The following is a 23,189-nucleotide window of genomic DNA, read 5'->3' on the forward strand; positions in this document are numbered from 1 at the left end:
GGAGATACAGGATCTTCAGAATTGGCTTTGCACTTGCAGTCCCAGTATCCAGGCGTCGTCCACCTCGCGAACGCCGTCCGGATTCTTGATGTACTGGAGGTTAGGCATCACGCTCAGCCAGCCGGTGACATGAACCCGATAATTCAACTCTGCCTGATACTGCGAGGTTAGCTGGGTAACGACAGCTTCAACTCCAGCTACGAGCATGCCAAAGAGCGCTCCTGGCAGTTGCGACACGATTTCGATTTCGCCGCCCTGGGAGTGCCCGGATTGCGGATGATGAATCGCTACCTCAACGGTAAACACATTCAGGAAGAAGGAATTGTCGATGGCAAGGAATGGGAACGCGAGTCGGAACTCGCCTATGTGATACAGACCGGAACCTTCCGGGATCTTGATGTCCGGCTTCGCAATTCAAGCATTCGTCGCAGCTTTGGTAGTGGCTCGTTCGATGAGAATGCGCTGGTAATAAACTATCCGCTGGACTTGCTGTGAGTATGAAAGCGGCGAGTGTTCTCATTTAAAGCAGTAGCCGCTCCGGCGCAATGCCTGGGGCGGCTTCATTTCCACAGGCTGCAGTTCAATGTACCGCGCCACGAATCGCGTCGAGCGTGGTGAGAAAGGCCGGGTTGTCGTTGTCATCTCGCCAGATCAGTTTGGCACCAAATGGGTGATGAAATCCTCAACCCAAAATACTGCAGTGGTCACTCATCATTTTCTTAATGCCGAATCACGTGGAGCGGCTGACATTTGCGCTGTGCGAAGATAATCTCCCGCTATCCAAGCAGGCCACCTCACACCTTACGGAAATCTACGTGGGTGGCCGCTTTCCCGAATCCAACCTCAGCTCAGCGCTAAACGATGTCACTGGCACCGTAGATTTTTTGGTAAGACGATGAAACGCATACGATTGGTTCGTCACGGTGAGAGTGCGGCAAATGCTGGGGCCGCTTCTCATGACCATGCAAGCATTCCTCTGACAGAGAAAGGGCTACTGCAGGCTCAGCGGGTCGCGAATTCCATCACGCAGCAGCCGAGCTTGATCGTCGCGTCGCCCTTTTCGCGGGCGCAAGCAACCGCGGCTAAAAGCGCATCGTTGTTCCCTTCAGTTCCCGTCGAGATTTGGCCCATCGAAGAATTCACCTACCTGGAGCCTTCTAAGTGCGCAAATACCACTGTGATAGAACGCAAGGCCTGGGTCGACCGATACTGGGCTAACGCGGATCCGGGCTATGTCGACGGATTTGGTGCAGAGTCGTTTCTGGAGTTTGTCGGTCGCGCTCGATCGTTCCTGGATCAGCTAGCTGTGAACCCAGCAGCGGACATTCTGATTTTCTCTCACGGGCAATTTCTCAACCTGGTGGCGTGGCTCATAGAGCGAGAGCCAGTCCCGATAGATGGCCAAGCGATGGCCGAGTGGCGCAGGTACGAGATCGATCACCATGTCCCAAATGGCTGTGGGTACATGATTTCGCGCGGTCATGGTAACTCACCCTGGGTGCTGGGTGATTCAATCGACTTGGACGGTTCCGTTAGGCCCAGTGGTCTCGCCAGCTCCATCTCACCAGCCCGGGTAACAATATGACCCTGTCGCATGCAGTCCTGGTGCTCCTGCTAGCGGAGCGCATCCACGGAACCGACGCGGCCATCCGTAAAGCCGCGAAAAACATCGTCAAAAAGCTGCCCCGCAGCAAGCGTGATGTCATCTGGGACACCATTGATAGCCAGAGCCCTCGAGAAATCGTGCGGCACATCGCCGAGAATCTCGACAGCTAACTGTCCTGCAGGCACATACCAGCAGAACTGGCTCTTAGCCTTTGCTTTACCTGCACATAAGGAAGCGATGATTTGTCCACGCCTCCCCTTACACCACGCGAGGTTTACCAGGTGCTCCGAGATCTCGCCATTGGTGTTCGCACAATGCGCCGGATTGGCGAACACCCCTGGGTAAAGATTTATTGCGGCCTCATGACCGTGGAGACGGACGGCTGGGTACTCACCTTCTACAACGACTGCGACACCCTCGATTACTGCAATAGCTGCTATGCGCCGGATGGCCGGGCTTACATCTTCGACTCAAGCCAACTCTACGGCACCGATCCTGTCGAGCTAATGAGCACATGGGAACTTCAGAAGCTGGAAAAACTGCTCGCCGAGACTTGATTGCCAGCGCCCGATGGTGATTCCTGAAGCGAGCCTCCCGCTTGCCTCGCGGTGCTTTGCACGATCATCATGGAGCGTCCACTAGCCATGGTATTGATGGAGGGCCTATGAGAGCGAACGATGTCTGCGAATGCAGCCCCGACTACGTGGCTAATGGTCAATGTTTAGCGTGCGCCAACACGAAGGTGAGAGATCTCAATAGAGAGAGGGCCTTGAAGAGCAATCTCAGTCGACGAATTCCGACGTGGGAAGAATATCTCGCGTTCGATGGGGCACACTGCAGGCAGCTGTACGCCAAGGTTGGTGCTCTCTGGCGGTGCCCGAGTTGCAATCGCTCAAGATTCGAGTTGCTTCGCTGGACGATGCTCTACCCGAAAAGGCCAACCAGACACGAAGGGTGGGCAGTAGGCCTTCATACCCACCACGATCATGGACGAGATGTGCGCCCAAGGCAGATCGGCCTCGGTGCTATTCGACGCATCAGCAGCTTTGAACCAGTCGTGATATGTGAGCAGTGCAACAGCGCCGACGGCACTGCGAAGAAACGCCTATGCCTGCCGGCCAATTTCACGTTTTCTCCGTCCGAAATTCGTGAATTTGTGTATGCCACACCACATGGCAAGCACCTGATCCGCTATGACGTAGCCCAATCGATTTTTGTACGGGGCACGACCCGCGCGCCACTGTTTTTCGGCTGACCTAGCTCGTTCAACGCCGAAGACCTCAAGCAGAAAAGACCCATACATTCTGATACGATTTTTCGCTCCGACGGCCCTACGAAGCCATTTTTAGCCTGGTACAGACTCCATATAATTAGCGAGCCGGTGCTCCCACGAGGGAAGCGTCTGACGGCGCAATCCAGCAGTTAGCCGAGGTGTTTATGGGTAGTGACGTTCATTTGCAGGATCAGATGGATGAGTTCGAAGAGCAACAGCGGCAGAGAATGGCGCTTGAAGCAGCAGTATTGGTTCTAGGTGGCGAGAGTCGTGACTCTGCAGTGCACGCCATCAAAAATGCCTACATGGCTCAAGCCGATGCGACGGAAAACGAGATCATTCGCGACGAACATGGTTTCCCAGAATATCTCCTGGAAGAGGCTCAGACACCCGAGCTGCCCAAAGACCCCAAAACCCTCAGGCAGGCCCAAGCGATCGCGAATGAGCTTGTTGAGAAATTTGAATGAGTGAGCAGGCCGGCAGAGTCTATAACCTATCGCTGCCGGCCTCCCTTCCTCCAAGGTTACCTCTGTAGGGTGAGACTCAAAGCCGCGTTTCGTGGAAGCGCATCGCTCACAGCTTCAGTGACCGTTTTACTTTGCTAGTGCATAGAATTTTCAATGTGACAAACCCTGTACGTCGTTGCTGGGCAGGCCGTAAAATCGGACATACATCTTCACTTAAAGGAAAACATCAGTGAAACGACAGGCAATAGTCATAGGGATTAACAATTACGACTTCAGCCCGTTAGACAACGCAATCAACGACGCACAGGTAGTAAGTGAATCTTTAGACGCACGGGGCTTTGCAGTCAATCACTTAAGTGATCCCACATATCAAGAGATTGACGACCTAGTTACACAGGTTGCCCAGAACCTTTCTGAAAACGATTTGCTCATGTTTTTCTTTGCGGGACATGCCGTTGAACATTTGGGATATGGATATATCTTTCCTATCGACATACCATCAGATTCACCTAGCGCCGTCAGACAGTATGCGTACCCGATTAGCAAATTATTGCACGCCACATCTGGCAGTAGAGCGGCGCGGATATTCATCATAGATGCGTGCCGCACATCATTTGACATGAGTAGCCTTGAGTCGCAAATTTTAACTGAGCATATACACTTCAAAAAATCTGGAACCGAGCACCATCAAGATAATCTATTGCTCGCTTACTCCACAAGTTATGGGATGAAAGCAAAAGATGGAGGTGGTGCTAATAGCCACTATTCCGCAGCACTGTCAAGTCTTTTAATTCGCCATGACATGACTGTAGAACACATGCTCAAGGAAATCGCTCAAGAAGTACTAATAAAGTCCAACCTTTCGCAGCGACCTTGGTTCTACTCCAGCCTGGAGTCAAATGTATCAGTCTCGGACTTACCCCACTACAGCCTCTATCATAGCTTTGTCTCCCCCACTCATGACAGCATGCACGCGCTATGCGCCTCCCCTCACGATGGCACTCTTCTTCTCCTGGGAAACAGCAGCACCATCTATAATTTGAATGCCTCTGGTTGCGCACGTGCTTACCATTTAAAAGGCGGGACTATTGCCGCAGCATTCCATGAGGGCGACTTATATCTCCTAGGTCGCGATGGCACCCTGCACGGCCCCTCAACAAATATAGACTTGAGTCATATCGAGCCAACATACATTTGCGCTCGCGAAGGCTACTTGATAGTACTAGGGCCTAATACATACAAGATATTTTCAGTATCAGATAACACAGTAACGCTACTGCGATCAAGCCCCATCAAAACCAATCAGTTTTACTATTCTGCTGAGATTATAGATGGAGAGCTTTGGGTTGGTGGCTCATATGGTAGCTTTGAAGTAACAAAACTAAGTGATAAAAAATCGAAGACGAAGAAACTGAATTTACCAAGACAAGAGCACGTCTACTCGATATCCGATCTAAATTCCGACGAGGTAATATTTACCTGCTCATCGGGCAAGGTCTACACAATCGACAAGCTAACAAAGAGCCCTATGCTGCGAGTTAGCCTCGGAAACACCGTAAGGAAGCCGACTAGCAGAAGGTCAAGCATCTTAGACATTACTGCCTGTGACGACCTAATAAATGATTTTCTATTCAACCCAGAAAAATTGCCTGCCGATGTAATAGAGACTCTCTCACAGCATTTGATTTCGAATGATCTTATGTACTCCGCAAAGCCCGGCAGCCACCCTCTCGTCGCTATTGGCAGCGCAGAGGGGTATATTTATATAATTGACACAAGAAATTGGGACTGCTATCAGATAGTTGATACAAGCGGAGGAAGGAGTACCGAACTTATCGGAATGAAGTTCACACATTCTGAAACACTCGCCTGTGTAACGAAGGACAATAACGTTATGTACTATAGCCCTGCGCGCATAGACTTTGGGCGTTCTCTAAATAAAGTTGACTCCATTACTAACTAGGGCCAATTTTCTAAGCACCTCTGAAACATTTTCGTCCAGACGATTTATACCCCAAAAAACTTTACCGAGCCCGAAATATGTCAACACCGACAAATACCGAATACCTCTTCCTGCCAGGGCTTGCCCGGAGCACAGCCAGAATGCAGATGAGAGATATGAAATCTTACCTTAGACGAGTCGAACGTTTTTTCGAACGCGATGACTTTAAACTGCAATCTGAAGAAGACAAACATTATTGGGAAACCTTGGACAGCCCTAACAATGACGGCGAAGACTGGCTATTAAAAATGCGAAGACTCAAGCATGAGTCTGACTACAACTTATTTCTAAAGTCTTCGCTTGGCATGCTCTACTCCTCATTAGATATCGCGCTATTCAACATAGCGCGTTTAGTTTCAGAGATTACCAAGATTGATTTAAACCCCAAAAATTACGACCCCAAAAGAACAAAGTCTGCGTTTTCAGGTGATATTGGTACGTATGCAAAATACCTGATTGATTTTCACAACATAGATTGGGACGACTTGCGCGTCGATTGGATGCGCATCGATGGGTTTCGAATCACAAGAAACTACGTCATCCATCAAGGGGGCGAGCTGGAATCAGAGCAACTCAAACGATTTGATAAAATTGCCATGACTGAGGAAGGCTTGAGCAGGGAAAGCTCCTCAATCACTATTAGCGCTTTCTACCTAAATGAAATGTCTGATCTTATCAATGTTTTCTTTGATAAACTCTGCAAAAAGCTCGACCAGCGCGTGATCCCAAACCCGCTAATAAAGATAAAAAATAAAACAAAATCTCAAAAATTCATACTCTGTTACGCCGATAAAGGTAAGCACTAATAGTGCTTTAGAAGCCCATAACAGGTGATATCACCAAGCATACACGCGGGCTCCTGCTATGGTCTGTACGAAAATTGAACATAGCAGACACTGCATCTTAAAATCCGGCGAGACGGTTGCGGCCTAACATTTCACAAGATCGTTGAAGCGGGTCACGATCCGGCGGTATTGCTTTACCGTGAGAGAATACTCAGAGCGGTCAAGCTGTCTTCATGCGCGGCTGCACCTCAGCGTCAGCAAGAATCCTAGACGGCGGTGTAAATTTCAGGCGCGAGGTTGGTGGTCAAGCTTCTCCAACCGGAGAACTCCAGGACATCCAAGTTTATCTGCATACCGATTCAACAAGGCAGGACTTAGCACTAGATCCCTCAATATGCAGCGATTGGCCAAGGACGCCCTGGCGACTGCTGATTGAGCACACCTAGCAGGGAGACAATCATTAAACTCAAGGGAACGTGGACAAATGTTATGAAAGACATCATGCGCGAGAGGCTGGAGCCTACCCATCTTCAGCAGCCTCTATGGCGCTTAAGATGTAGGGGTAGCCGCTGCGTGGAAATCCTTGACAATACAATCTAGTATTTCATCTGTGAGTCGACGGATTTCGTCGCTGGCCAAGGAGTCAGGGGCGATATCAAGAAGTGAGTCGAAATAACCGTAACCTTCTTTCGCATCTCGACCCCTGTTATACTTTTCAGTTTCCATCGCGTGCGCCTTCGTCATGAACGTTCTCAGCATTGGAACCGCTAACTGCCTGGCGTCAGAATATACTCTAGACTGGTGTTTATAGCCCTCAATGATATATTTTCTCGCCGCCGCCCCCTCATCATCCTCGTCTATGTACTCCAAAAATTCAGTGCCATCTCCCCCAGGAGCATGATTGGTAACGAGGGTGTAAAGGTTTGCAACGGGCTCGTTACCATTCAACTTCACTATATCCTCACAAAAATGCTCAGCAGCCCACACGGACATCATGCAGCTATTATCCACTACCAGCACAATAATATTTGATAACAGCAACGTCTTATAGAGCTCCTTGTTGATATCTAACAAAATGTAATCGTACTCCGCAACCAGACACATCATTGAATACGGCGCTGACTTTTTATTAGCTATCTTTTTGATCAAATAGCGGAACCTTGATTCAATTTCCTCGGAGTCCGTCAATGCTGACTCAGATATTTTCTCCGAAAGCTCGTGTTTCAGATCGTTGACTTCTGCTTTATAGAGCTCTACCTCTTCCTCTGCATAGTAATGCACGGCTCGGCCTTTAGGGTCAAAAAAACCGGACTTCTTGACATCAAACCCTACAAAGAGATCGAACATCATATCACTACTTATTACTGCTACCCTTTTGCCGCGCCTGGTTAACTCCGTCGCCACATTTACTGTAATCGGTGATTTCCCTACCCCGCCTTTAAGGGTCGTTATACTGATAACCTTACAGTTATTGAGCAAGAGCCTTCCATCATTCGAGTAGGGAGGAAAAGGAACACAGTGCTGCTGACAGAAGCGCTGGAGTGTAATGACCTTCATGCTGCGATGCGATGGGTTACCTATCGGTGCTTCATAGCTCTGCCAGGTTCTCTCTTTGAGCCCAATAGAGGCAGCGGCTTGTTCAGCCGTTAGACGCAATGCATTTCTGAGACTTCTAAGATCATCTGGACTAATCAATGACATGGTTCACCTCGGTCGAGGTGCAGAGGATATCTACCGCCGACGGATGCTCGCAATACGCACGCTGTGCGTGCGGCCAGGAGCCCACCCACCTCCCTGCGATCGTCGACTCTAAACGGAGGCTTGATTCCCGGAACGAATCTGTGCCATGCCGTAAATTATCAATCGCCAACCAAACATTCCGCCCCCTTACCTGCGCACACTTGAATGCGATGATTCGGAACCGGAATCAGCACGACGTTCCTTCATATGAATACCCCTGACAACGAAATCACCAACCATTCTTGAAAGCCCTTTAGTACTGGTCTAGTCACGTATCAGGCGCAAAAAACCCACGCGCAGGAGATTTATAGTGAGTATCAAGCCAGGCCCTAAAAGAACCAATGAAGATGGCACGCCAGACCAGAGATAAAGAGTTACACCAGCAGAGCAAAAATAACACCCAGACTTGAACCCCCCAAGCATAAAAAGGGGGAGTGAATTTCAAAGCAGTTCCCAGAGGTGCTTTTTTTCATTTACAGAGCTGCATGGGTTATGCGCCACGACTGCGATTAGATCTGTCCCAACGCCCAAAGGCAGCATCAATCTCGGTCAGCCTTCGCCGCTACGTAAGCGTGGTAGGAACATAGGCCTTCGTTATCCTGGTCATCCTGTCCAAGCCCCGCCTCACAGCTCGCACACTGAGTGAAATCTAGCTCCGCTTCACACCACTGACACGACTGCCTAAATGTTAGCTAGGCTCTGTACGAAAAGAGATGTCGCAAACACCGCATAGAACAAGCCAGTGAGACCATGGCGGCATAACTTTTTGCGAGCTTGTCGAAGCGTGTCACGATCCGGCGGTTCTCTTTCAGTCAGCCAAACATGCGCTCGATAATGTTGCGCTGTCGGTACTTGGGCCGGTCAAACAGTCTGGGTAAGCCAGGCTTGGGTTTGCGCTTCATTGAGCGCAATGGGATCACGGGTTGCATTCGGTACTGGTCGCAGTAGCGGCGCAGCGCTTCGGCGTCGTAGCCCTTGTCAGCGAGCAGCCATTTGCAGCGCTTGCGCGGGCGGCCACGTTGGCTCGATGGAATGCTGACTTCGTCCAGCAGTGGTTGGGCGTAGCTGATATCACTGGCTTGACCGCCAGAGAGGAGGAGGCGCAACGGTATCCCGTTAGCGTCGCAGAGCATGTGGATCTTGGTTGTCAGGCCACCACGACTGCGGCCTAGAGCGTGTTCGGCAGGCTCGTCAGGCCCCCTTTTTTCCGAGCGCCGGATGAGGCTCGGGTTGCACGTACCGCGGTTGAGTCGATCATCCAGGTTATGAGGTGCGCTCGACATTCGAGGGTATGGAAAATCACGCCTTTTGCCCCTCCCTACCATCTCATTCAGGCAGGCCTATAACGCATGTGCGACCACGGTTTTTCATCGAATTGGGGCGCGGAGCGTACCTACTCTTTGGCCGATTTCGAATTCCCTTCACTACTCTGTTGTCAACAGATACCCATAGAGCAGTGGATTATTAGAGCGATAAGGGCCTCTGTTTCCTACTTTTAGAACTGGCCGATTCCTTTAGCCCTGAAGGATCTCAACTTTTAAAAAAAGCTTATGGTTATCAGTAGGTTACTGATCTCCTGATAATCTGCAATACCAGAAAAATTTCGCTACCCCTGCATTTACCGGGGTAGCCTGATTTCCTTTTGAAGTGGCCAAATCCCCCGCTACGCTTTAGTTTTCAGCCACTTTCAAAAGTCATAATCGCTGAAAGCCCCGTACTGCAAGGGCTGGAGCGTTTGACCAATTTTAAAGGACGACCACAACTGCAAATCAACGCTGGACTGTGACCTGCCAAGACGCTGGCGATGGCTCTGGTGACCTTATTGTGCCGCTTCCTGCAGATTTGAAATCAGATATGGGATTGGCCGTCGGCGACACCTTGAACATCATTAAGCCCTATGCGGACACTCACAAAAACATTGTCTTATCAGACACTGCAACGATCCCTGACTGTGTTGATGAACGGGTTAAGCCTGTCAATTCGCAAGCGTTGGAGGACATTCGTATGACTGAGCAACGACTGTCAAAGAACAATACTGGCAGCACCAAGACGTCCGAATTCGAAGGCATATCCAAAAATTACCAGCCAGATACCGGCACCCCCGATGCCCCTGAGAGCCAGCAAAACCACCATGATGTAGACACATTGCTAGGTGTATTGGTTGATCTCTACCACGTCTGCGGAATGCTTGACGCCAAGGTTGAGGTTTTGGATCAAATCATTGCTGCACTGTACGGTGATCCGTTGCCCCATGAGTCCTTGTCCGCATACGCCGACCGCGATCCTGATGGATGGGTGCCCGTTGAGGATGCCGGCCGCTGAAGACATGCCGGTTTTCTATGGTTTGAAACGTAAATACCCCCGGCTACACAGAAAAAGCGTGTGTTTCGCAGCACTTATAGCGCTTTGTATTTGAGTGTGTGTCAGCACTGAAGGCTTGAAACAGTCATATTTTTGAACAACCTACTCTTTTTTTTATACGATAAGGATATAACTAAACTAAATGGTTGTTTAGTTTAGTTATATTAATAAATTCACATTAGGCGATCGCTACCGCCCTTACCTACTTCCTGAATCTGGTGTCGCATTCGTTCCCGAACGGTCGCTACAACCTTTCGCAAGAACGCTGTCGATGTACCCCGCTCATGAACGTGTTGAACCGTCGCTCGTCAATTGCTTGGGCCCGGCAATCAACCAGGCCACAAGTCCCAGCAGTGGCACGAAGATCAATACCGCAACCCACATGCAGCGGCTGTTCACGTTAGCCCCGCTCTTGAGGACGCTTTTGATGGCCCACAACTCCAGCAGCAGGACAACGATTGCAAGTGCGACCCAAATGTATTCGATTTGCATGTTCAACCTCCCAAGTAGTCCTGCTTTAGGGGGCTGATGCGCATGAGGGTTCACTAAATTTCATCCCCGATGCTTGCTCAGAGGATGAATCGGTCTGTTGCGTTGCGGCGCTCGTTATCGTCACGCATGTCGTAACTGACCGTGGTTGCGATGTTGGCGTGGTGTGCCAGTTTTTGGGCAATGGAGACGTCGTATTCTTCAATCACCCGCGTAATAAAGGAGCGACGGAAGTCGTGGGGCATGATGTTGACCCCTACTTGCTTACCGCGCTGTTTGGCAATGTAGTAGATCGCGTGCTTGGTTATTCGCTCGCGGGTGATGTGGTTGCCCCGGCGAATGCGATTGAACAAAAAGTCGTCGTCATCCACACCTTCCGGCAGGTGTGCGCGACGAAACGCCAGCCATGCTTCGAGTTTTTCAAACGCCCACGCCGGCGCGAATTTGATCAACTCCTTGTTACCCTTGCCCATCACTTGCAAGCTGCGCTCGGCCACATTGATCTGGCTCAGTTCAAGGTTCACGGACTCCGATTTGCGCATCCCTGAGCCGTACAAAATGGCAATGATCGCTGCGTCACGTAACCCTTGCGGTCGCGGATCGGCGGCGCAAACGTCCATCAGTTCCCGAATCAACGTGCGGCGCAAGTTACGCCCTTTGCTCAGGCGTGTGCCCCCGCCCGCCTTCACTGCCCGGATTTTCAGCAGATGATCCTGCGTGATCAGGCTCTGTTGCCACGCCTGATTCATCACCCCGCGGATGGCATTCACGTACAGCGAAGAGGTGTTCGGCGCGTAGCCATCGGCGCGCAACGCAGCGACCAGTGCGGTGATATGCCCAGGCTGCAATTGGTGCCAGGGAAACTCGTCGATGGTGACGTCTTCAACGCCCAAACGGTCCGCCGCATCTTGCAGCACATAGCGCATGGTTTGCCGGCTGGACGGGGCAAGACGTTCAAGGTAGAGCACCACGGGCGCTTGAACATCATTCAGGGGGCTGACGTTAACCAACGGTGTTACGGGTTCGGAAGTCGACAAAACCAATCTCGATACGGTTTGAAACAAGCCCGCAATATACCGCATCGACAGCGTTTTTCTGACACCGTGTCTCGTCGCTTAAAATCCTCGCGCCAACAGGAGTGCCACACCCAACAACATAAAGGCGGTCGCTCTTTGCAGCAGACGTTGCCGCGCCGGGCTTTGCAGGACCCGGCGAATGCGCTGTCCGAAGTAGCAATACAGGCACCCGCTGGCAAACTGCAGCAACAAAAAGGCTAACCCGAGGGCGGCCACGTCCAGCATTCGGGTCTCGCCCCCCTGCCCCGCAAATTGCGGAAACACTGCACTGAACATGACGATGGTTTTCGGGTTCGAGAAGCCTGTCAGCAGGCCCTTGCCGAAACGGTCCGCAAACCCGCTGGCCAAGGGTGTACGAGTGTCCTGTAAAGAAATGCCGGTACTGGTCCACTGCCGATAGGCCAGATACAGCAAATAGGCGACGCCGATGTATTGAATCGCGCGACTGATTAGCACATTGCCTTTAACCAGTTCTGCAAAGCCCACAGCAAAAATCAGTATCGATACCAGATACGCGGCACTGGCGCCCAACTGCACCGGCATCGAGCGCTTGAGCCCCTCCTGCATGCCAAAGCCCATCAACAACAGGGTCATGGGGCCGGGGCTGAAGGTCATGGTCGCGCAAAATACCAAAAAGTAAGCGAATGAAGCGTAGGTCAACTGAGTAGCCATAAAACGTCTTACCCCCTGATCACATCGCCCGAACGTGCGCGGGCGGCCAGGCAGTGTGTGCAATCGCCCTCACTGCGGACAGGTAAAGACAGGTCAAACTTTACCGGGCTTTACTGGTAGCATGACCGGCAAAGTTTGAGGTGGTCATGCCTATTTCCCCTATCGCGTTTCAACCCGGCACCCCCAAGGTGCAGCAAATCGTTAACGCACTGACCCAAGCCATGGATGAGGGATTGCTAAGCCCCGGCAGCAGGTTACCCTCGGTGCGCGAAATGACACTGGTGTTGGGCGTCAGCAAATTCACCCTGATCGAGGCGCTGGACCGCCTGCGCGGCCAAGCCCGCATCACGTCCAGTCAGGGCCTCGGGTACTTTGTGGCGCCTGCGCCAATCACTGCGACTGCCGAGCCGGTTGACCTGTTACCCAAAGACCTGACCAGCGTGCTGCGGCGGTCCCTGATCGGCGCCAGCGCGGCCTTGCGACCCGGCGGCGGGCACTTGCCCGAACACTGGCTCGACTCCAGCACGCTGCGTGCCAGTGTGCGCGCGGTCAGCCGCTCCCCACTGCTGCGGTTAACCGGCTACGGCGACCCGGCGGGTTACCTGCCGCTGCGTCAGGCTTTGCAGCGAAAGCTGGCGGCGCAGGGGCTGGACGTGGCGCTGGAACAGATCATTACCACCAGCAATACGGTACAGGCGCTGGACATGGTGTTGCGCCTGCGCTTGCGGCCGGGGGCCACGGTGTTGCTGGACACGCCCTGCTATTTCAACTTCCGCGCTAACCTGGCGTTGCATGGGGCGCGTGTCGTAACGCTAGAGCGCACCGCCCAAGGGCTGGACTTGCAGGCGCTGGAGACACTGCTAAAAGAGCAACGCCCCAGCGTTTACCTGACGACCAGCGTGCTGCAAAACCCCACAGGGCATTCGTTTACACCCGCACAGGCCCACGGGTTGCTGGAGCTGACCAAACGCTACAACTGCCACATCATAGAAGATGACCTGTATGGCGATCTGCATCCCGAACCGCCGCCGCGCTTGTCGACATTGGCGGGGCTGGAACATGTGACGTACCTTGGCGGCTTCTCCAAAATCCTCAGTGCCAATTTGCGGGTCAGCTTCGTGGTGACCTCACCGCAAATGGCCGCCAACCTCTCGCACATGAAATTAATGTGCGGCGGCATTACCTGCGAAATGCTGGAGCAGACGCTGTGTTCGATGCTCACCGATGGCAGTTACCACAAACACCGCAAACGTATGCTGCAAAGGCTAATGAGCGCCGGTGCACGGGTGACGGCAGGGTTGCAGCAAGCGGGGATGAGCATGAGCGTTCCGTATGCGGGCGGGCTGTTTATCTGGGCCACGTTGCCGCCCGGTCAGGATGCCGAAATGCTGGCTCAGGCCGGGCTCAAGCAAGACCTGGTGCTCGCCCCCGGAACGTTGTTCGGCTATGGGCCGCAACTGGCACGCTGCCTGCGCTTCAACGTGGCCCATACCGACGATTCGCGGGTCATGGCCGTCATGAACGCCCTGCTGCTCAACGCAGGTTAAGCGGGTCCACCAACCCTGCGGCGATCACCATGCCCACCAGGTCAGGCAAATGGTCAGCCCGCATGCGCTTCATCACCCGTGATCGATACAGATCGATGGTCTTGACGCTCACCGCCAGCAACTCGGCGATTTCACGGGTTGTGTAGCCCTTGACCAATGGCATCAGCACATCCCGTTCCCTGGGGGTCAGGCTGTTCAGGCGCGCGTGCACATCGTTCAGTGCTTGACCGGCGACCTGTTGCGGGACGCGGCCACTCAACGCTTGCTGCACGCTGTCGAGCAGCAACTGCTGGTTGTACGGTTTCTCGATGAAATCATGGGCGCCCGCCTTGAAGGCCCGCACCACAATCGGTACGTCAGCATGACCGCTGACAAAAATCACGGGCATCGTGATGCCACGCTCCTGAAGGGCTTGTTGCACATGCAGTCCGCCCATGGACGGCATGCGCACATCCAGCAACACGCATGCGTTCAGATGCGGGTCGCAGGCCTGCAAAAACGCGTGCCCGCTGGTGAACGGCAGCGCGTGCAGGCCGACCGATTCCAGCAGCCAGACGGTGGAGTCGAGCATGCCCTGATCGTCATCGACCACATACACCATGGGCTGCATTGAAGTTGTCATTGCTCAGTCACTCTCTTGTTGTTGTTCGGGTGGATGGGCTGCCCCCATCAACGGCAAGGTGCAACACATCAGCAGGCCGTGAGGTTGCGGGTGGGCTTCAAGCTCCCCGCCCAAGCCTTCGATGATGCTGCGACTCATGGACAAACCCAGCCCGAGGCCGTCGGCCTTGCTGGTGTAAAACGGGGTAAACAGTTGATGTAACTGCGCCTGACTGACCCCCGGCCCCTCATCGAGCACGCTGATCTGCAAACGCGAGTTGCCCAGGGGCTGAGCCTGCAAGCGGATACACGACGGCTCAGCCGGGCGCTTTTCGCCATTGGCTTCGATCGCGTTACGCAACAGGTTGAGCAACACCTGCTCCAACAGCACCTGGTCGGCGAATACACGCGGCAAATGAGCCGGGATCTCTTGTTCAATCGTCACTCGCCGGGCATTGGCCTCCCAAGCACACAGACTGACGGCCCGACGCATCACTTCACTGACGTCCAGTGCCTGCACGTTGCGGCGCCCTTTGCGCAGAAAGCTGCGCAACCGCGTGATGACTTCCGCTGCATGGTTGGCATGCAGGGTGATGCGCTCCAACCCCTGCGCGACCCGATCCACCGCTTGGGGGTTGCTGCTCAGGCTGTGCAAATACCGTTGACTGGCATTCGCGTAATTGACCACGGCGGCCAAGGGCTGGTTGATTTCGTGAGCGATCCCGGACGCCAGCTCGCCCAATGTCACCAAGCGTGCCGTATGCGCCATCTCGTCTTGATGCTGACGCTGCTGGGCTTCGCGCAACTCACGCTCGCGCATGTCACGGGCCACCAATGAAAAGAAGCGCTCCCCGGCCGTTGAACGGTGCGCCAGCAACAGCAGCGATACCGGCACCGAAGGCTGGTCATTCAAGGGCAGCAAACGCGTTTCCGTGCTCCACAGACCCTGCTGCTCAGCGCGACCCCAACCGATTGCATCGAGTTGCGCCACGTCCTCACGGCTCAGGAAGGCGCTCAGTGCAGGCATCCCGGCCGAAGGCGCCAGCCCCAAAATACGGCGCGCCGCCGGGTTGAGGTAGGACACCCCGCCCTGCGGGTCGATGAACAGCACCGGGTCCGGGTTGGCCTCCACCACCTCCGCCAGCCGGCGCTTGTTCTCTTCGGCCTGCACCCTGGCGGTAATGTCACGGGACACACTGACGACTTCCACTACCGCGCCTGTATAGGTTTCACGAATGGCCCGGCTCGCGGTTTCAAACCACAGGTAATGCCCGCCCTGATGGCGAATGCGGTAAGTCATGGTGTAGTAACCGTCAACGTGCAGGGCATCCCGCGCCCGATGAATCACCTCGGATAAATCGTCAGGATGAAACAGACGCTGCGCCCGTGTCCCGCGCAGGCTTTGCGGCCAGTAACCCAGCAGCGTCCACGAAGCTGGCGAGGCATCCAGAAAGCGCCCGTCGGGGGTATGACGTGAAATCAGGTCGGTGGTGTTTTCGGTAATCAACCGGTACAGACGCCTCGCTTTGGCGGCCTCACGTTCGGCCATCCATTCCTGGCTGGCTTCACGGCCTCGGGCCAGTACCCACTGGCTGTCCACGTCCGGAATCAACGTCCACAGCCACACCTGATCCTGGTATTGCGCTTCCACGTGTTCAATGGCCCGCTGTTGTTGCAGGCAAGCACGCACCAGTTCCGGCAGATTGCCAGGTAGCCAGTCACGCACCTGCTCGCGGGACGCACCGGCCAGCACAGCTTCCAAAGCCGGGTTAACCGTCAGCGGCGCGCCCTCGGCATCAAGGATCACAGAAGGGTGCGGATCGTGGTGCATCAGCGTCGCTGGCATGGGATTCCCTGAAAAACGTCTATATAGAACAACTACTATATTGCTTAGGTATTACTTCCATATCAAACCCGGAGTGGGCTATAAATCGTGCCGGACATCAACTGACCTACTCGCCACCGGCAGAGCGGGCAGCCATAGAGCTAACAATCAGCCACCGGAATGACCATCATGTCGATTTTTGAGCAAGGCCTCGGGCCTGCCGCTGTCAATCATACTGCCCTCTCCCCGCTCGGCTTCATCGAACGCACCGCCAGCGTCTATCCCCACTACCCGGCCGTGATCCACGGTTCGATTCGGCGCACCTGGTCACAAACGTACAACCGTTGCCGACGCCTGGCGTGTGCCCTGGCCGGGCGCGGTATCGGCAAGAACGATACCGTGGCCGTGATGCTGCCCAATATTCCCGCGATGCTCGAAGCCCACTTCGCCGTGCCCATGATCGGTGCCGTGCTCAATGCGCTGAATGTGCGCCTCGACGCGGAGGCCATCGCCTTCATGCTGGCCCATGGCGAAGCCAAGGTACTGATCGCCGACCGGGAATTCCATGACGTGGTGCATGCTGCGCTGGCCATGCTCGATCACCCGCCATTGGTCATTGACGTGGATGACCCGGAATACGGCGAAGGCCAGCCAGTCAGCGCGCTGGATTACGAAGCGCTGCTGGCCGAGGGCGATCCGGATTACGCCTGGCAATGGCCCGATAACGAATGGGACGCCATCGCCCTCAACTACACCTCCGGCACCACAGGCAACCCCAAGGGCGTGGTGTATCACCATCGCGGCGCGTATTTGAGCTCGCTGGGCAACCAGATGATCTGGGCCATGGGCAATCACCCGGTGTACTTGTGGACGTTGCCGATGTTCCACTGCAACGGTTGGTGTTACCCATGGGTCATTACGGCACTGGCGGGCGTGCACGTGTTCCTGCGCCGGGTGGACCCGCAAAAAATCCTCACCCTGATCCGCGAGCACCAAGTGACCCACCTGAGCGGCGCGCCCATCGTGCTCAACGCACTGGTGAACATGCCGGAATCGGCCAAGGCCGCCATCGATCATCCCGTGCACGCGCTGGTGGCCGGTGCGGCGCCGCCCGCCAAAGTGATTGGCGCCGTGGAAGAAATGGGCATCAAAGTCACCCATGTCTACGGGCTGACGGAAGTCTATGGGCCGGTGACCATCTGCGCCTGGCATGACACCTGGGATGAGCAGCCACTGGCCGAGCGGGCCCAGATCAAATCGCGTCAGGGCGTGCGCTACCCGACCTTAGAAGGGCTGATGGTGGCGGACCCGAAAACCCTCAAACCGACGCCGCGCGATGGCGAAACCATGGGTGAGATCTTCATGCGCGGCAACACCGTCATGAAGGGCTACCTGAAAAACCCCAGTGCCACGGCCGAAGCCTTTGAAGGTGGCTGGTTTCATACCGGTGACCTGGCGGTGTGCCACCCGGACGGCTATGTTGAGATCCGCGACCGCCTGAAGGACATCATCATTTCCGGGGGTGAAAACATCTCCACCATCGAAGTCGAAGGCGTGCTGTATCGCCATCCCGGTGTCATGGAAGCCGCCGTCGTGGCCCGCCCGGATGAAAAATGGGGCGAAACCCCGTGTGCATTTATCACCCTCAAGGCCGATCATGGCCATGTGCGCGAAGCGGACATCATGGGCTTTTGCCGTGAACATCTGGCGGGGTTCAAGGTGCCGCGTACCGTCATCTTCACCCTGTTGCCGAAGACGTCCACGGGTAAAGTCCAGAAGTACGTGCTGCGTGACATGGCCAAAGCCCTTTAATCCGGCGCAGATCGCTTCCCATCCATGAGCTGCAATGAGGTTTTGTGATGCCTGAATTCAATGCTCCACTGCGCGACATGCGCTTTGTTCTGCACGAAGTGTTCGAAGCCCCCGCGCTGTGGGCGCGCCTGCCCGCGCTGGCCGACCATGTCGATGCCGAGACCGCTGACGCCATTCTTGAAGAAGCCGCCAAAGTGACTGGCCAACTGATTGCGCCGCTCAACCGCAGCGGCGACGAAGAAGGCGCTCAATGGCAAGCCACCACCGTCACCACCCCAAGCGGGTTCAAGGCGGCCTACACCACGTACATTGAAGGCGGCTGGGTGGGATTGTCCGGCAACCCTGAGTTCGGCGGCATGGGCATGCCCAAAATGCTCGCCGTGCAATTTGAAGAAATGCTCTATGCGGCCAACTCCAGCTTTGCGCTGTATTCGGCGCTCAGCTCCGGCGCCTGCCTGGCGATTGATGCCCACGCGACTCACGCGCTGAAAAGCACCTACCTGCCGCCGATGTATGAAGGCCGCTGGGCGGGCTCCATGTGCCTGACCGAAGCCCATGCGGGAACCGACCTGGGCATTATCCGCACCCGCGCCGAGCCGCAGGCCGATGGCAGCTTCCTCATCACTGGCAGCAAGATCTTCATCACCGGCGGCGAGCAGGACCTGACCGAGAACATCATTCATCTGGTGCTGGCCAAGTTGCCGGATGCACCGCCGGGGCCCAAGGGTATTTCGCTGTTTCTGGTGCCCAAGCGCCGGGTCAATGCGGACGGCAGTCTGGGCGCTGCCAACGCCGTGACCTGCGGTTCTATCGAACACAAAATGGGCATCAAGGCCTCGGCCACCTGCGTGATGAATTTCGACGGCGCCTGCGGCTGGTTGATCGGGGAAGCCAACAAAGGCCTGGCCGCGATGTTCACCATGATGAATTACGAGCGCCTGTCGATTGGCATTCAGGGCATCGGCTGTGCCGAAACGTCTTATCAGAATGCCCGTACCTACGCCCGCGAGCGCCTGCAAAGTCGCGCCCCCACGGGCAAAGTGGCGCCTGACAAAGTGGCCGACCCGATCATCGTCCACCCGGACGTGCGGCGCATGCTGCTAAGCATGAAGGCCATGACCGAGGGCGGTCGGGCATTCGCCAGCTATGTCGGTCAACAACTGGACCTGTCGAAGTTTTCGGACGACCCGCAGGAACAGGAGCAAGCCAGCGCATTGGTGGCGTTGCTCACCCCGGTTGCCAAAGCCTTCTTCACGGACACCGGGCTCGACAGCTGCGTACTTGGCCAGCAAGTGTTCGGGGGGCATGGGTATATCCGTGAATGGGGGCAGGAACAATTAGTGCGCGACGTGCGGATTGCACAAATTTATGAGGGCACCAACGGCATTCAGGCGCTGGACTTGCTCGGGCGCAAAGTGGTTGCCAATGGCGGCGCAGCCTTGCGGTTGTTTACGCGTCAGATTCGGCAATTCGCCAGCCTGCCCGGTAAGCCTTATGCCCGCGAACTGCTCGACGCCGTTCAGCGCCTTGAAGACGTGACTGATTGGCTGTTGACCCGGGCCACGAGTAACCCTAATGAAATCGGCGCAGCATCGGTGGAGTATCTGCACCTGTTCGGTTATGTGGCCTACGCCTGGCTGTGGGCGCGTATGGCGGACGTGGCCCAAACGTCCATGGACGCCGATCCGCCGTTCTACACCGCCAAGCTGGCAACGGCGTTGTTTTACTTTACCCGCTTGCTGCCACGCATCCTGAGCCTGGAGCAATCGATTCGCGCGGGCAGCGAACCGTTGTTTGAGCTGGACGCGGCCAGTTTTTAAGCAAAAAAACGGCGGCCTGTTCAGGGCCGCCGACAGCGCATCACTGACTCAACTCATCCAGATACAGCACCTCACGGTGCTCAACCAAATCGGCCGCAGCAGCGACCATTTTCTGGTAGTGATCGGTTGTTTGGTGAAAATCAATTGCAGCCTGATCCGTCCAGCCCTCCATGAACACAAACCGTTGCGGATCTGCGCGGTCGACGTGCAAGTGATAGAACAGACAGCCTGGCTCCTGGCGTGACGTCGGTACGCAAGCCAGCAGCGCTTTTTTCAGGGCGTCACCCTTGCCTGGCTTGGCACGCAGGATGGCAACCACTTTGATGGCGTTGGACATATCGGCTCCGTGGGCACTCATTGCGCGTGCTGAGCGGTGCTCAACCTCTTCAGTTCGATGACGATTTTATCTTTGACCTTCAACCGTTTGTCCTTGAGCAGGATTAACGTGTCATCGGAAGTGCCGATGGCCTCGTTTTTTTCGGCTTCAACCACGTGTTGATCCGCTTCAATGTACTTATGGATCAGCGCTGCAAGGTGAGGATCCTCGGCACTCAACTTGTTCAATTCTTGCTGGGTGATGCCCAAGTCCAAAGCCAAATCATGTTTTACCGGCATATCTGCACCTCATTAACGTTGCGGTGGCGAACGCAGAGTCACGGCGTGACCCTGCACCTCAGCTGTCATGCCCCCTAAGCAATAGCACGCTCTGGCCCACTCAGAAAGCCGCGCGTACACATTCTTGCGCGGGATCAATGCTGTTGACCCGTGGCAAACAGGCGTCAGGGCGCGGTATCAGGCCAGATCACACCCTTTTTGGACGTTGCGAACCGGCCAGCCGCACCCGTCGACCAAAAACGTCATTCGGTCAGGGCGATTGCCACTATGCGACCATGCACTTAACCGATTCTTCCTGCATCCCACTCAGGTGTTTCTCCGCGCAGCAATGGGCCCTATACCCAGGACAATCAGAGATATTTCCGAGGTCAAGCCTGACTATTCTTGTCGTGTTACTTCAAAAACAACCTTCAAGAGAATCAGACATGCACGCAATAAAAGGACAAGGATTGTCCACACTGAAAGTTTCGCTGGTTTTAGCGTTAAGTTTGCTGAGTCATCCCTACGCACTTGCCACTACTGCTCACTCAACATCCAACCCAATCAATAGCGAACCCATTGAGCCGGCACAACTGCATCTGCTTGAGGGTGTTGAATACGCGAGTGTTAGCGAATTGAATGAAAAGTACACACTCCAGGGGCTTACATCTGTATCTGTGGTGAACTACCTGCTTAATCGTATTGATCAGTTGGATAAAAACGGCCCCACGATCAACTCAATTATTGAACTCAACCCCGATGCCCTGACAATTGCCGCTCAAAGGGATCAGGAACGCAGCCTGGGTCATGTGCGTGGCCCACTGCACGGCGTACCCGTTCTGCTCAAAGACAATATCCAGACGGCCGACTCCATGCAGACCAGCGCAGGTTCGCTGGCACTGGTGGGGCAACCCGCCGCTGACGATGCCTTCATCGTCCAGCGCTTGCGTGACGCCGGCGCTATTGTTTTGGGCAAGACCAACCTCAGCGAGTGGGCCGGCTTTCGCGACCCGGCGATACCCAGCGGCTGGAGCGCACGGGGCGGACAAACCAAAAATCCGCATCAGCTGACGGCCGACCCGTGCGGCTCAAGCACCGGCTCAGCGGCCGCAGCCGCGGCGGGCTTCGCTCCGCTGACCGTAGGGACCGAGACCAACGGCTCGATTCATTGCCCCTCGTTCATGAATGGCGTGGTTGGCCTGAAACCGAGCCTGGGCCTCTTAAGCCGAAGCGGAATCATCACCGTCTCGAAAAACCAGGACACCCCCGGCCCCATCACCCGCACGGTGCGTGACGCTGCGCTGTTACTCAATGCGATGACCGGGAACGACCCAACCGATAACGTGCAACACGCGCGTGTACCTGAGTCCGTGGATTACACCGCCCAACTCAGTGCCGACGCGTTACGCGGCAAGCGGATCGGCTTTCCCGCCAGTTACGATCAAGTGAGCGCAGACCAATCCCAGGACCCCAACTTTGCACACGCCCTGCAAGTGCTCAGAGAGGCGGGAGCCGAACTGGTACCGGTGGCAGAGCCCAGCTACGAAACGTCGACCTACATGGAGCACTATCAGGCGTTACTGTTCATGGACTTGAACCGTGAAGCCCCCAACTGGTTCAGTTCCCGTCAAGGCATGCCCGTTCATTCACTAGAAGAACTGGTCACGTTCAATCAAACGACACCCGGCAACCCCGCCTACGGGCAGGACACCATCACCGCATTCCTCAACACACCGTATAACGAGGATGACTACAACACCCTGTGGTCAGACCTGCACAGCCGCAGCCAGGCGCAGATAGATCAATTGCTGACTGAGCATTCACTGGATGCGTTGGTGGACAGTGCTGACGGTTTTGTACCCTCCATCGTGCCGGTCGCGGGCTACCCCGGTATCACGGTGCCCTCAGGCGCTGATGCTCAGGGCACGCTCAAAGGGCTGTACTTTTACGGCCCGCGCTGGAGCGAAGCGCTCCTGCTGGGCCTTGCTTACAGCTACGAACAGGCAGCCCAAGCGCGCCTGACGCCTGCTTTCTCATCCTGAAGCAGCGCAAACCCGCATCCTGTGAATGCGCAGGCGGTTCATGACGCTCACGATTGAATCACCTGACACGCTGAAGAAACACAGCGCCAGCCTCCACCTATCGGCTGGCGCTTCCCCCCCCTGCTTTGAACCCTTGCGCGACACAACCCGGCGCGCTAGACGCCTCAATACAGCGCATAAATGTCAATTTAATGACTGAAATGCATTGCGCAGCATTTTATTGACGAAAGTTGTTTTAAATCATGAGCAAAGCAGAATTCTCGGTGATAGGATGCAAACTTTTCCGGCGTGCCTGAAAGGTCTTCAGAACCTTAGTGCACGAATTAATTACAGGGATGTGTACGAATAATCGTCTACGCTAAATACAACAGCTACGCCATTTGTTTGACGCCAAAGTGTGTTCACGCATTTCAATCCTCCGTAAGAGGGGTAGGCCGTTGTTTTAACGAAAGTGCGCACTTTGAATTCGTACGTATAC

General features: G+C 54.9%; 20 protein-coding genes and 2 pseudogenes. 12 read left to right on the forward strand and 10 right to left on the reverse strand.

The features are described 5' to 3' along the window. Positions 1 to 15 precede the first annotated feature (15 nt). The gene (locus tag V6F78_RS04170) at positions 16 to 207 is read right to left on the reverse strand and encodes a carbohydrate porin (RefSeq protein ID WP_054896488.1); all 192 of its coding nucleotides are present in this window, start codon (positions 205 to 207) and stop codon (positions 16 to 18) included. Here V6F78_RS04170 and V6F78_RS04175 point away from each other — a divergent pair. The 7 genes and pseudogenes from V6F78_RS04175 to V6F78_RS04205 form a co-directional block, all read left to right on the forward strand. Then, positions 172 to 495, forward strand: a pseudogene (locus V6F78_RS04175) (OprD family outer membrane porin); the annotation flags it as partial. The gene V6F78_RS04170 and the pseudogene V6F78_RS04175 overlap by 36 nt on opposite strands. A 400-nt stretch (positions 496 to 895) precedes the next feature. Then, a complete protein-coding gene (locus V6F78_RS04180; RefSeq protein WP_081088302.1) occupies positions 896 to 1,585 on the forward strand; it encodes a histidine phosphatase family protein in 690 nt (229 codons plus the stop codon). Continuing rightward, the gene (locus V6F78_RS04185; RefSeq protein ID WP_054896490.1) at positions 1,582 to 1,776 is read left to right on the forward strand and encodes a DUF7740 domain-containing protein; all 195 of its coding nucleotides are present in this window, start codon (positions 1,582 to 1,584) and stop codon (positions 1,774 to 1,776) included. The genes V6F78_RS04180 and V6F78_RS04185 overlap by 4 nt, the downstream gene beginning before the upstream one ends. A gap of 72 nt (positions 1,777 to 1,848) precedes the next feature. After that, positions 1,849 to 2,163, forward strand: coding sequence for a DUF7693 family protein (locus tag V6F78_RS04190; RefSeq protein ID WP_054896491.1), 315 nt, complete (start codon positions 1,849 to 1,851; stop codon positions 2,161 to 2,163). A gap of 910 nt (positions 2,164 to 3,073) precedes the next feature. Further along, the gene (locus tag V6F78_RS04195; protein ID WP_054896492.1) at positions 3,074 to 3,346 is read left to right on the forward strand and encodes a hypothetical protein; all 273 of its coding nucleotides are present in this window, start codon (positions 3,074 to 3,076) and stop codon (positions 3,344 to 3,346) included. Between the two features lie 229 nt (positions 3,347 to 3,575). After that, entirely contained in the window at positions 3,576 to 5,309 is a 1,734-nt protein-coding gene (locus tag V6F78_RS04200; RefSeq protein ID WP_332726681.1) for a caspase family protein, read from the forward strand. A gap of 77 nt (positions 5,310 to 5,386) precedes the next feature. Then, a complete protein-coding gene (locus V6F78_RS04205) occupies positions 5,387 to 6,154 on the forward strand; it encodes a hypothetical protein (protein ID WP_332726682.1) in 768 nt (255 codons plus the stop codon). 528 nt (positions 6,155 to 6,682) lie between these two features. Here the strand turns inward: V6F78_RS04205 and V6F78_RS04210 are convergent. Continuing rightward, the gene (locus tag V6F78_RS04210) at positions 6,683 to 7,834 is read right to left on the reverse strand and encodes a ParA family protein (protein WP_081088301.1); all 1,152 of its coding nucleotides are present in this window, start codon (positions 7,832 to 7,834) and stop codon (positions 6,683 to 6,685) included. 731 nt (positions 7,835 to 8,565) lie between these two features. Continuing rightward, a pseudogene (locus V6F78_RS04215) lies at positions 8,566 to 9,143 on the reverse strand (IS5 family transposase); the annotation flags it as partial. A gap of 554 nt (positions 9,144 to 9,697) precedes the next feature. On the opposite strand from V6F78_RS04215, the gene V6F78_RS04220 reads away from it, so the two are divergent. Beyond that, positions 9,698 to 10,195 carry a hypothetical protein gene (locus tag V6F78_RS04220; RefSeq protein WP_332726683.1) on the forward strand — a complete coding sequence of 166 codons (498 nt, stop codon included), beginning with the start codon at positions 9,698 to 9,700 and terminating at the stop codon, positions 10,193 to 10,195. Between the two features lie 321 nt (positions 10,196 to 10,516). Here the strand turns inward: V6F78_RS04220 and V6F78_RS04225 are convergent, their stop codons facing one another. The 3 genes from V6F78_RS04225 to V6F78_RS04235 all read right to left on the reverse strand — a co-directional run bounded on the left by V6F78_RS04225 (position 10,517) and on the right by V6F78_RS04235 (position 12,471). Further along, positions 10,517 to 10,726: a PLDc N-terminal domain-containing protein gene (locus V6F78_RS04225; protein ID WP_047274598.1), complete on the reverse strand. Its 210-nt coding sequence runs from the start codon at positions 10,724 to 10,726 to the stop codon at positions 10,517 to 10,519. 77 nt (positions 10,727 to 10,803) lie between these two features. Beyond that, entirely contained in the window at positions 10,804 to 11,649 is an 846-nt protein-coding gene (locus tag V6F78_RS04230; protein WP_047276792.1) for a site-specific integrase, read from the reverse strand. A gap of 189 nt (positions 11,650 to 11,838) precedes the next feature. Then, the gene (locus V6F78_RS04235) at positions 11,839 to 12,471 is read right to left on the reverse strand and encodes a LysE family translocator (RefSeq protein ID WP_047293333.1); all 633 of its coding nucleotides are present in this window, start codon (positions 12,469 to 12,471) and stop codon (positions 11,839 to 11,841) included. Between the two features lie 146 nt (positions 12,472 to 12,617). Here V6F78_RS04235 and V6F78_RS04240 point away from each other — a divergent pair, with 146 nt between their 5' ends. Continuing rightward, complete coding sequence (locus tag V6F78_RS04240; protein ID WP_332726685.1) at positions 12,618 to 14,018, forward strand: aminotransferase-like domain-containing protein; 1,401 nt, start codon at positions 12,618 to 12,620, stop codon at positions 14,016 to 14,018. Here the strand turns inward: V6F78_RS04240 and V6F78_RS04245 are convergent. Together V6F78_RS04245 and V6F78_RS04250 are read right to left on the reverse strand one after the other, a co-directional pair. Beyond that, positions 14,005 to 14,640 carry a response regulator transcription factor gene (locus V6F78_RS04245; RefSeq protein ID WP_169839050.1) on the reverse strand — a complete coding sequence of 212 codons (636 nt, stop codon included), beginning with the start codon at positions 14,638 to 14,640 and terminating at the stop codon, positions 14,005 to 14,007. The genes V6F78_RS04240 and V6F78_RS04245 overlap by 14 nt on opposite strands. Before the next feature lie 3 nt (positions 14,641 to 14,643). Then, a complete protein-coding gene (locus tag V6F78_RS04250) occupies positions 14,644 to 16,464 on the reverse strand; it encodes a PAS domain S-box protein (protein WP_332726686.1) in 1,821 nt (606 codons plus the stop codon). A 168-nt stretch (positions 16,465 to 16,632) separates the two neighbouring features. Between V6F78_RS04250 and V6F78_RS04255 the strand changes: the two genes are divergently transcribed. Both V6F78_RS04255 and V6F78_RS04260 read left to right on the forward strand, forming a co-directional pair. Next, a complete protein-coding gene (locus V6F78_RS04255) occupies positions 16,633 to 18,255 on the forward strand; it encodes an acyl-CoA synthetase (RefSeq protein WP_047274639.1) in 1,623 nt (540 codons plus the stop codon). Between the two features lie 47 nt (positions 18,256 to 18,302). After that, positions 18,303 to 20,075 (forward strand): acyl-CoA dehydrogenase C-terminal domain-containing protein, encoded by a 1,773-nt coding sequence (locus tag V6F78_RS04260; protein ID WP_314399624.1) that lies wholly within the window; start codon positions 18,303 to 18,305, stop codon positions 20,073 to 20,075. A gap of 40 nt (positions 20,076 to 20,115) precedes the next feature. Here V6F78_RS04260 and V6F78_RS04265 read toward each other — a convergent pair whose 3' ends face one another. Together V6F78_RS04265 and V6F78_RS04270 are read right to left on the reverse strand one after the other, a co-directional pair. Then, positions 20,116 to 20,412 (reverse strand): putative quinol monooxygenase, encoded by a 297-nt coding sequence (locus tag V6F78_RS04265; RefSeq protein ID WP_332726687.1) that lies wholly within the window; start codon positions 20,410 to 20,412, stop codon positions 20,116 to 20,118. 17 nt (positions 20,413 to 20,429) lie between these two features. After that, positions 20,430 to 20,690: a hypothetical protein gene (locus V6F78_RS04270; RefSeq protein WP_095007629.1), complete on the reverse strand. Its 261-nt coding sequence runs from the start codon at positions 20,688 to 20,690 to the stop codon at positions 20,430 to 20,432. A gap of 449 nt (positions 20,691 to 21,139) precedes the next feature. Here V6F78_RS04270 and V6F78_RS04275 point away from each other — a divergent pair, with 449 nt between their 5' ends. Beyond that, positions 21,140 to 22,711 (forward strand): amidase family protein, encoded by a 1,572-nt coding sequence (locus tag V6F78_RS04275; protein WP_262377806.1) that lies wholly within the window; start codon positions 21,140 to 21,142, stop codon positions 22,709 to 22,711. The last annotated feature ends 478 nt before the right edge of the window (positions 22,712 to 23,189 follow it).

It is taken from the genome of Pseudomonas sp. ESBL9 (assembly GCF_036668715.1).
Lineage (GTDB): Bacteria > Pseudomonadota > Gammaproteobacteria > Pseudomonadales > Pseudomonadaceae > Aquipseudomonas > Aquipseudomonas lundensis.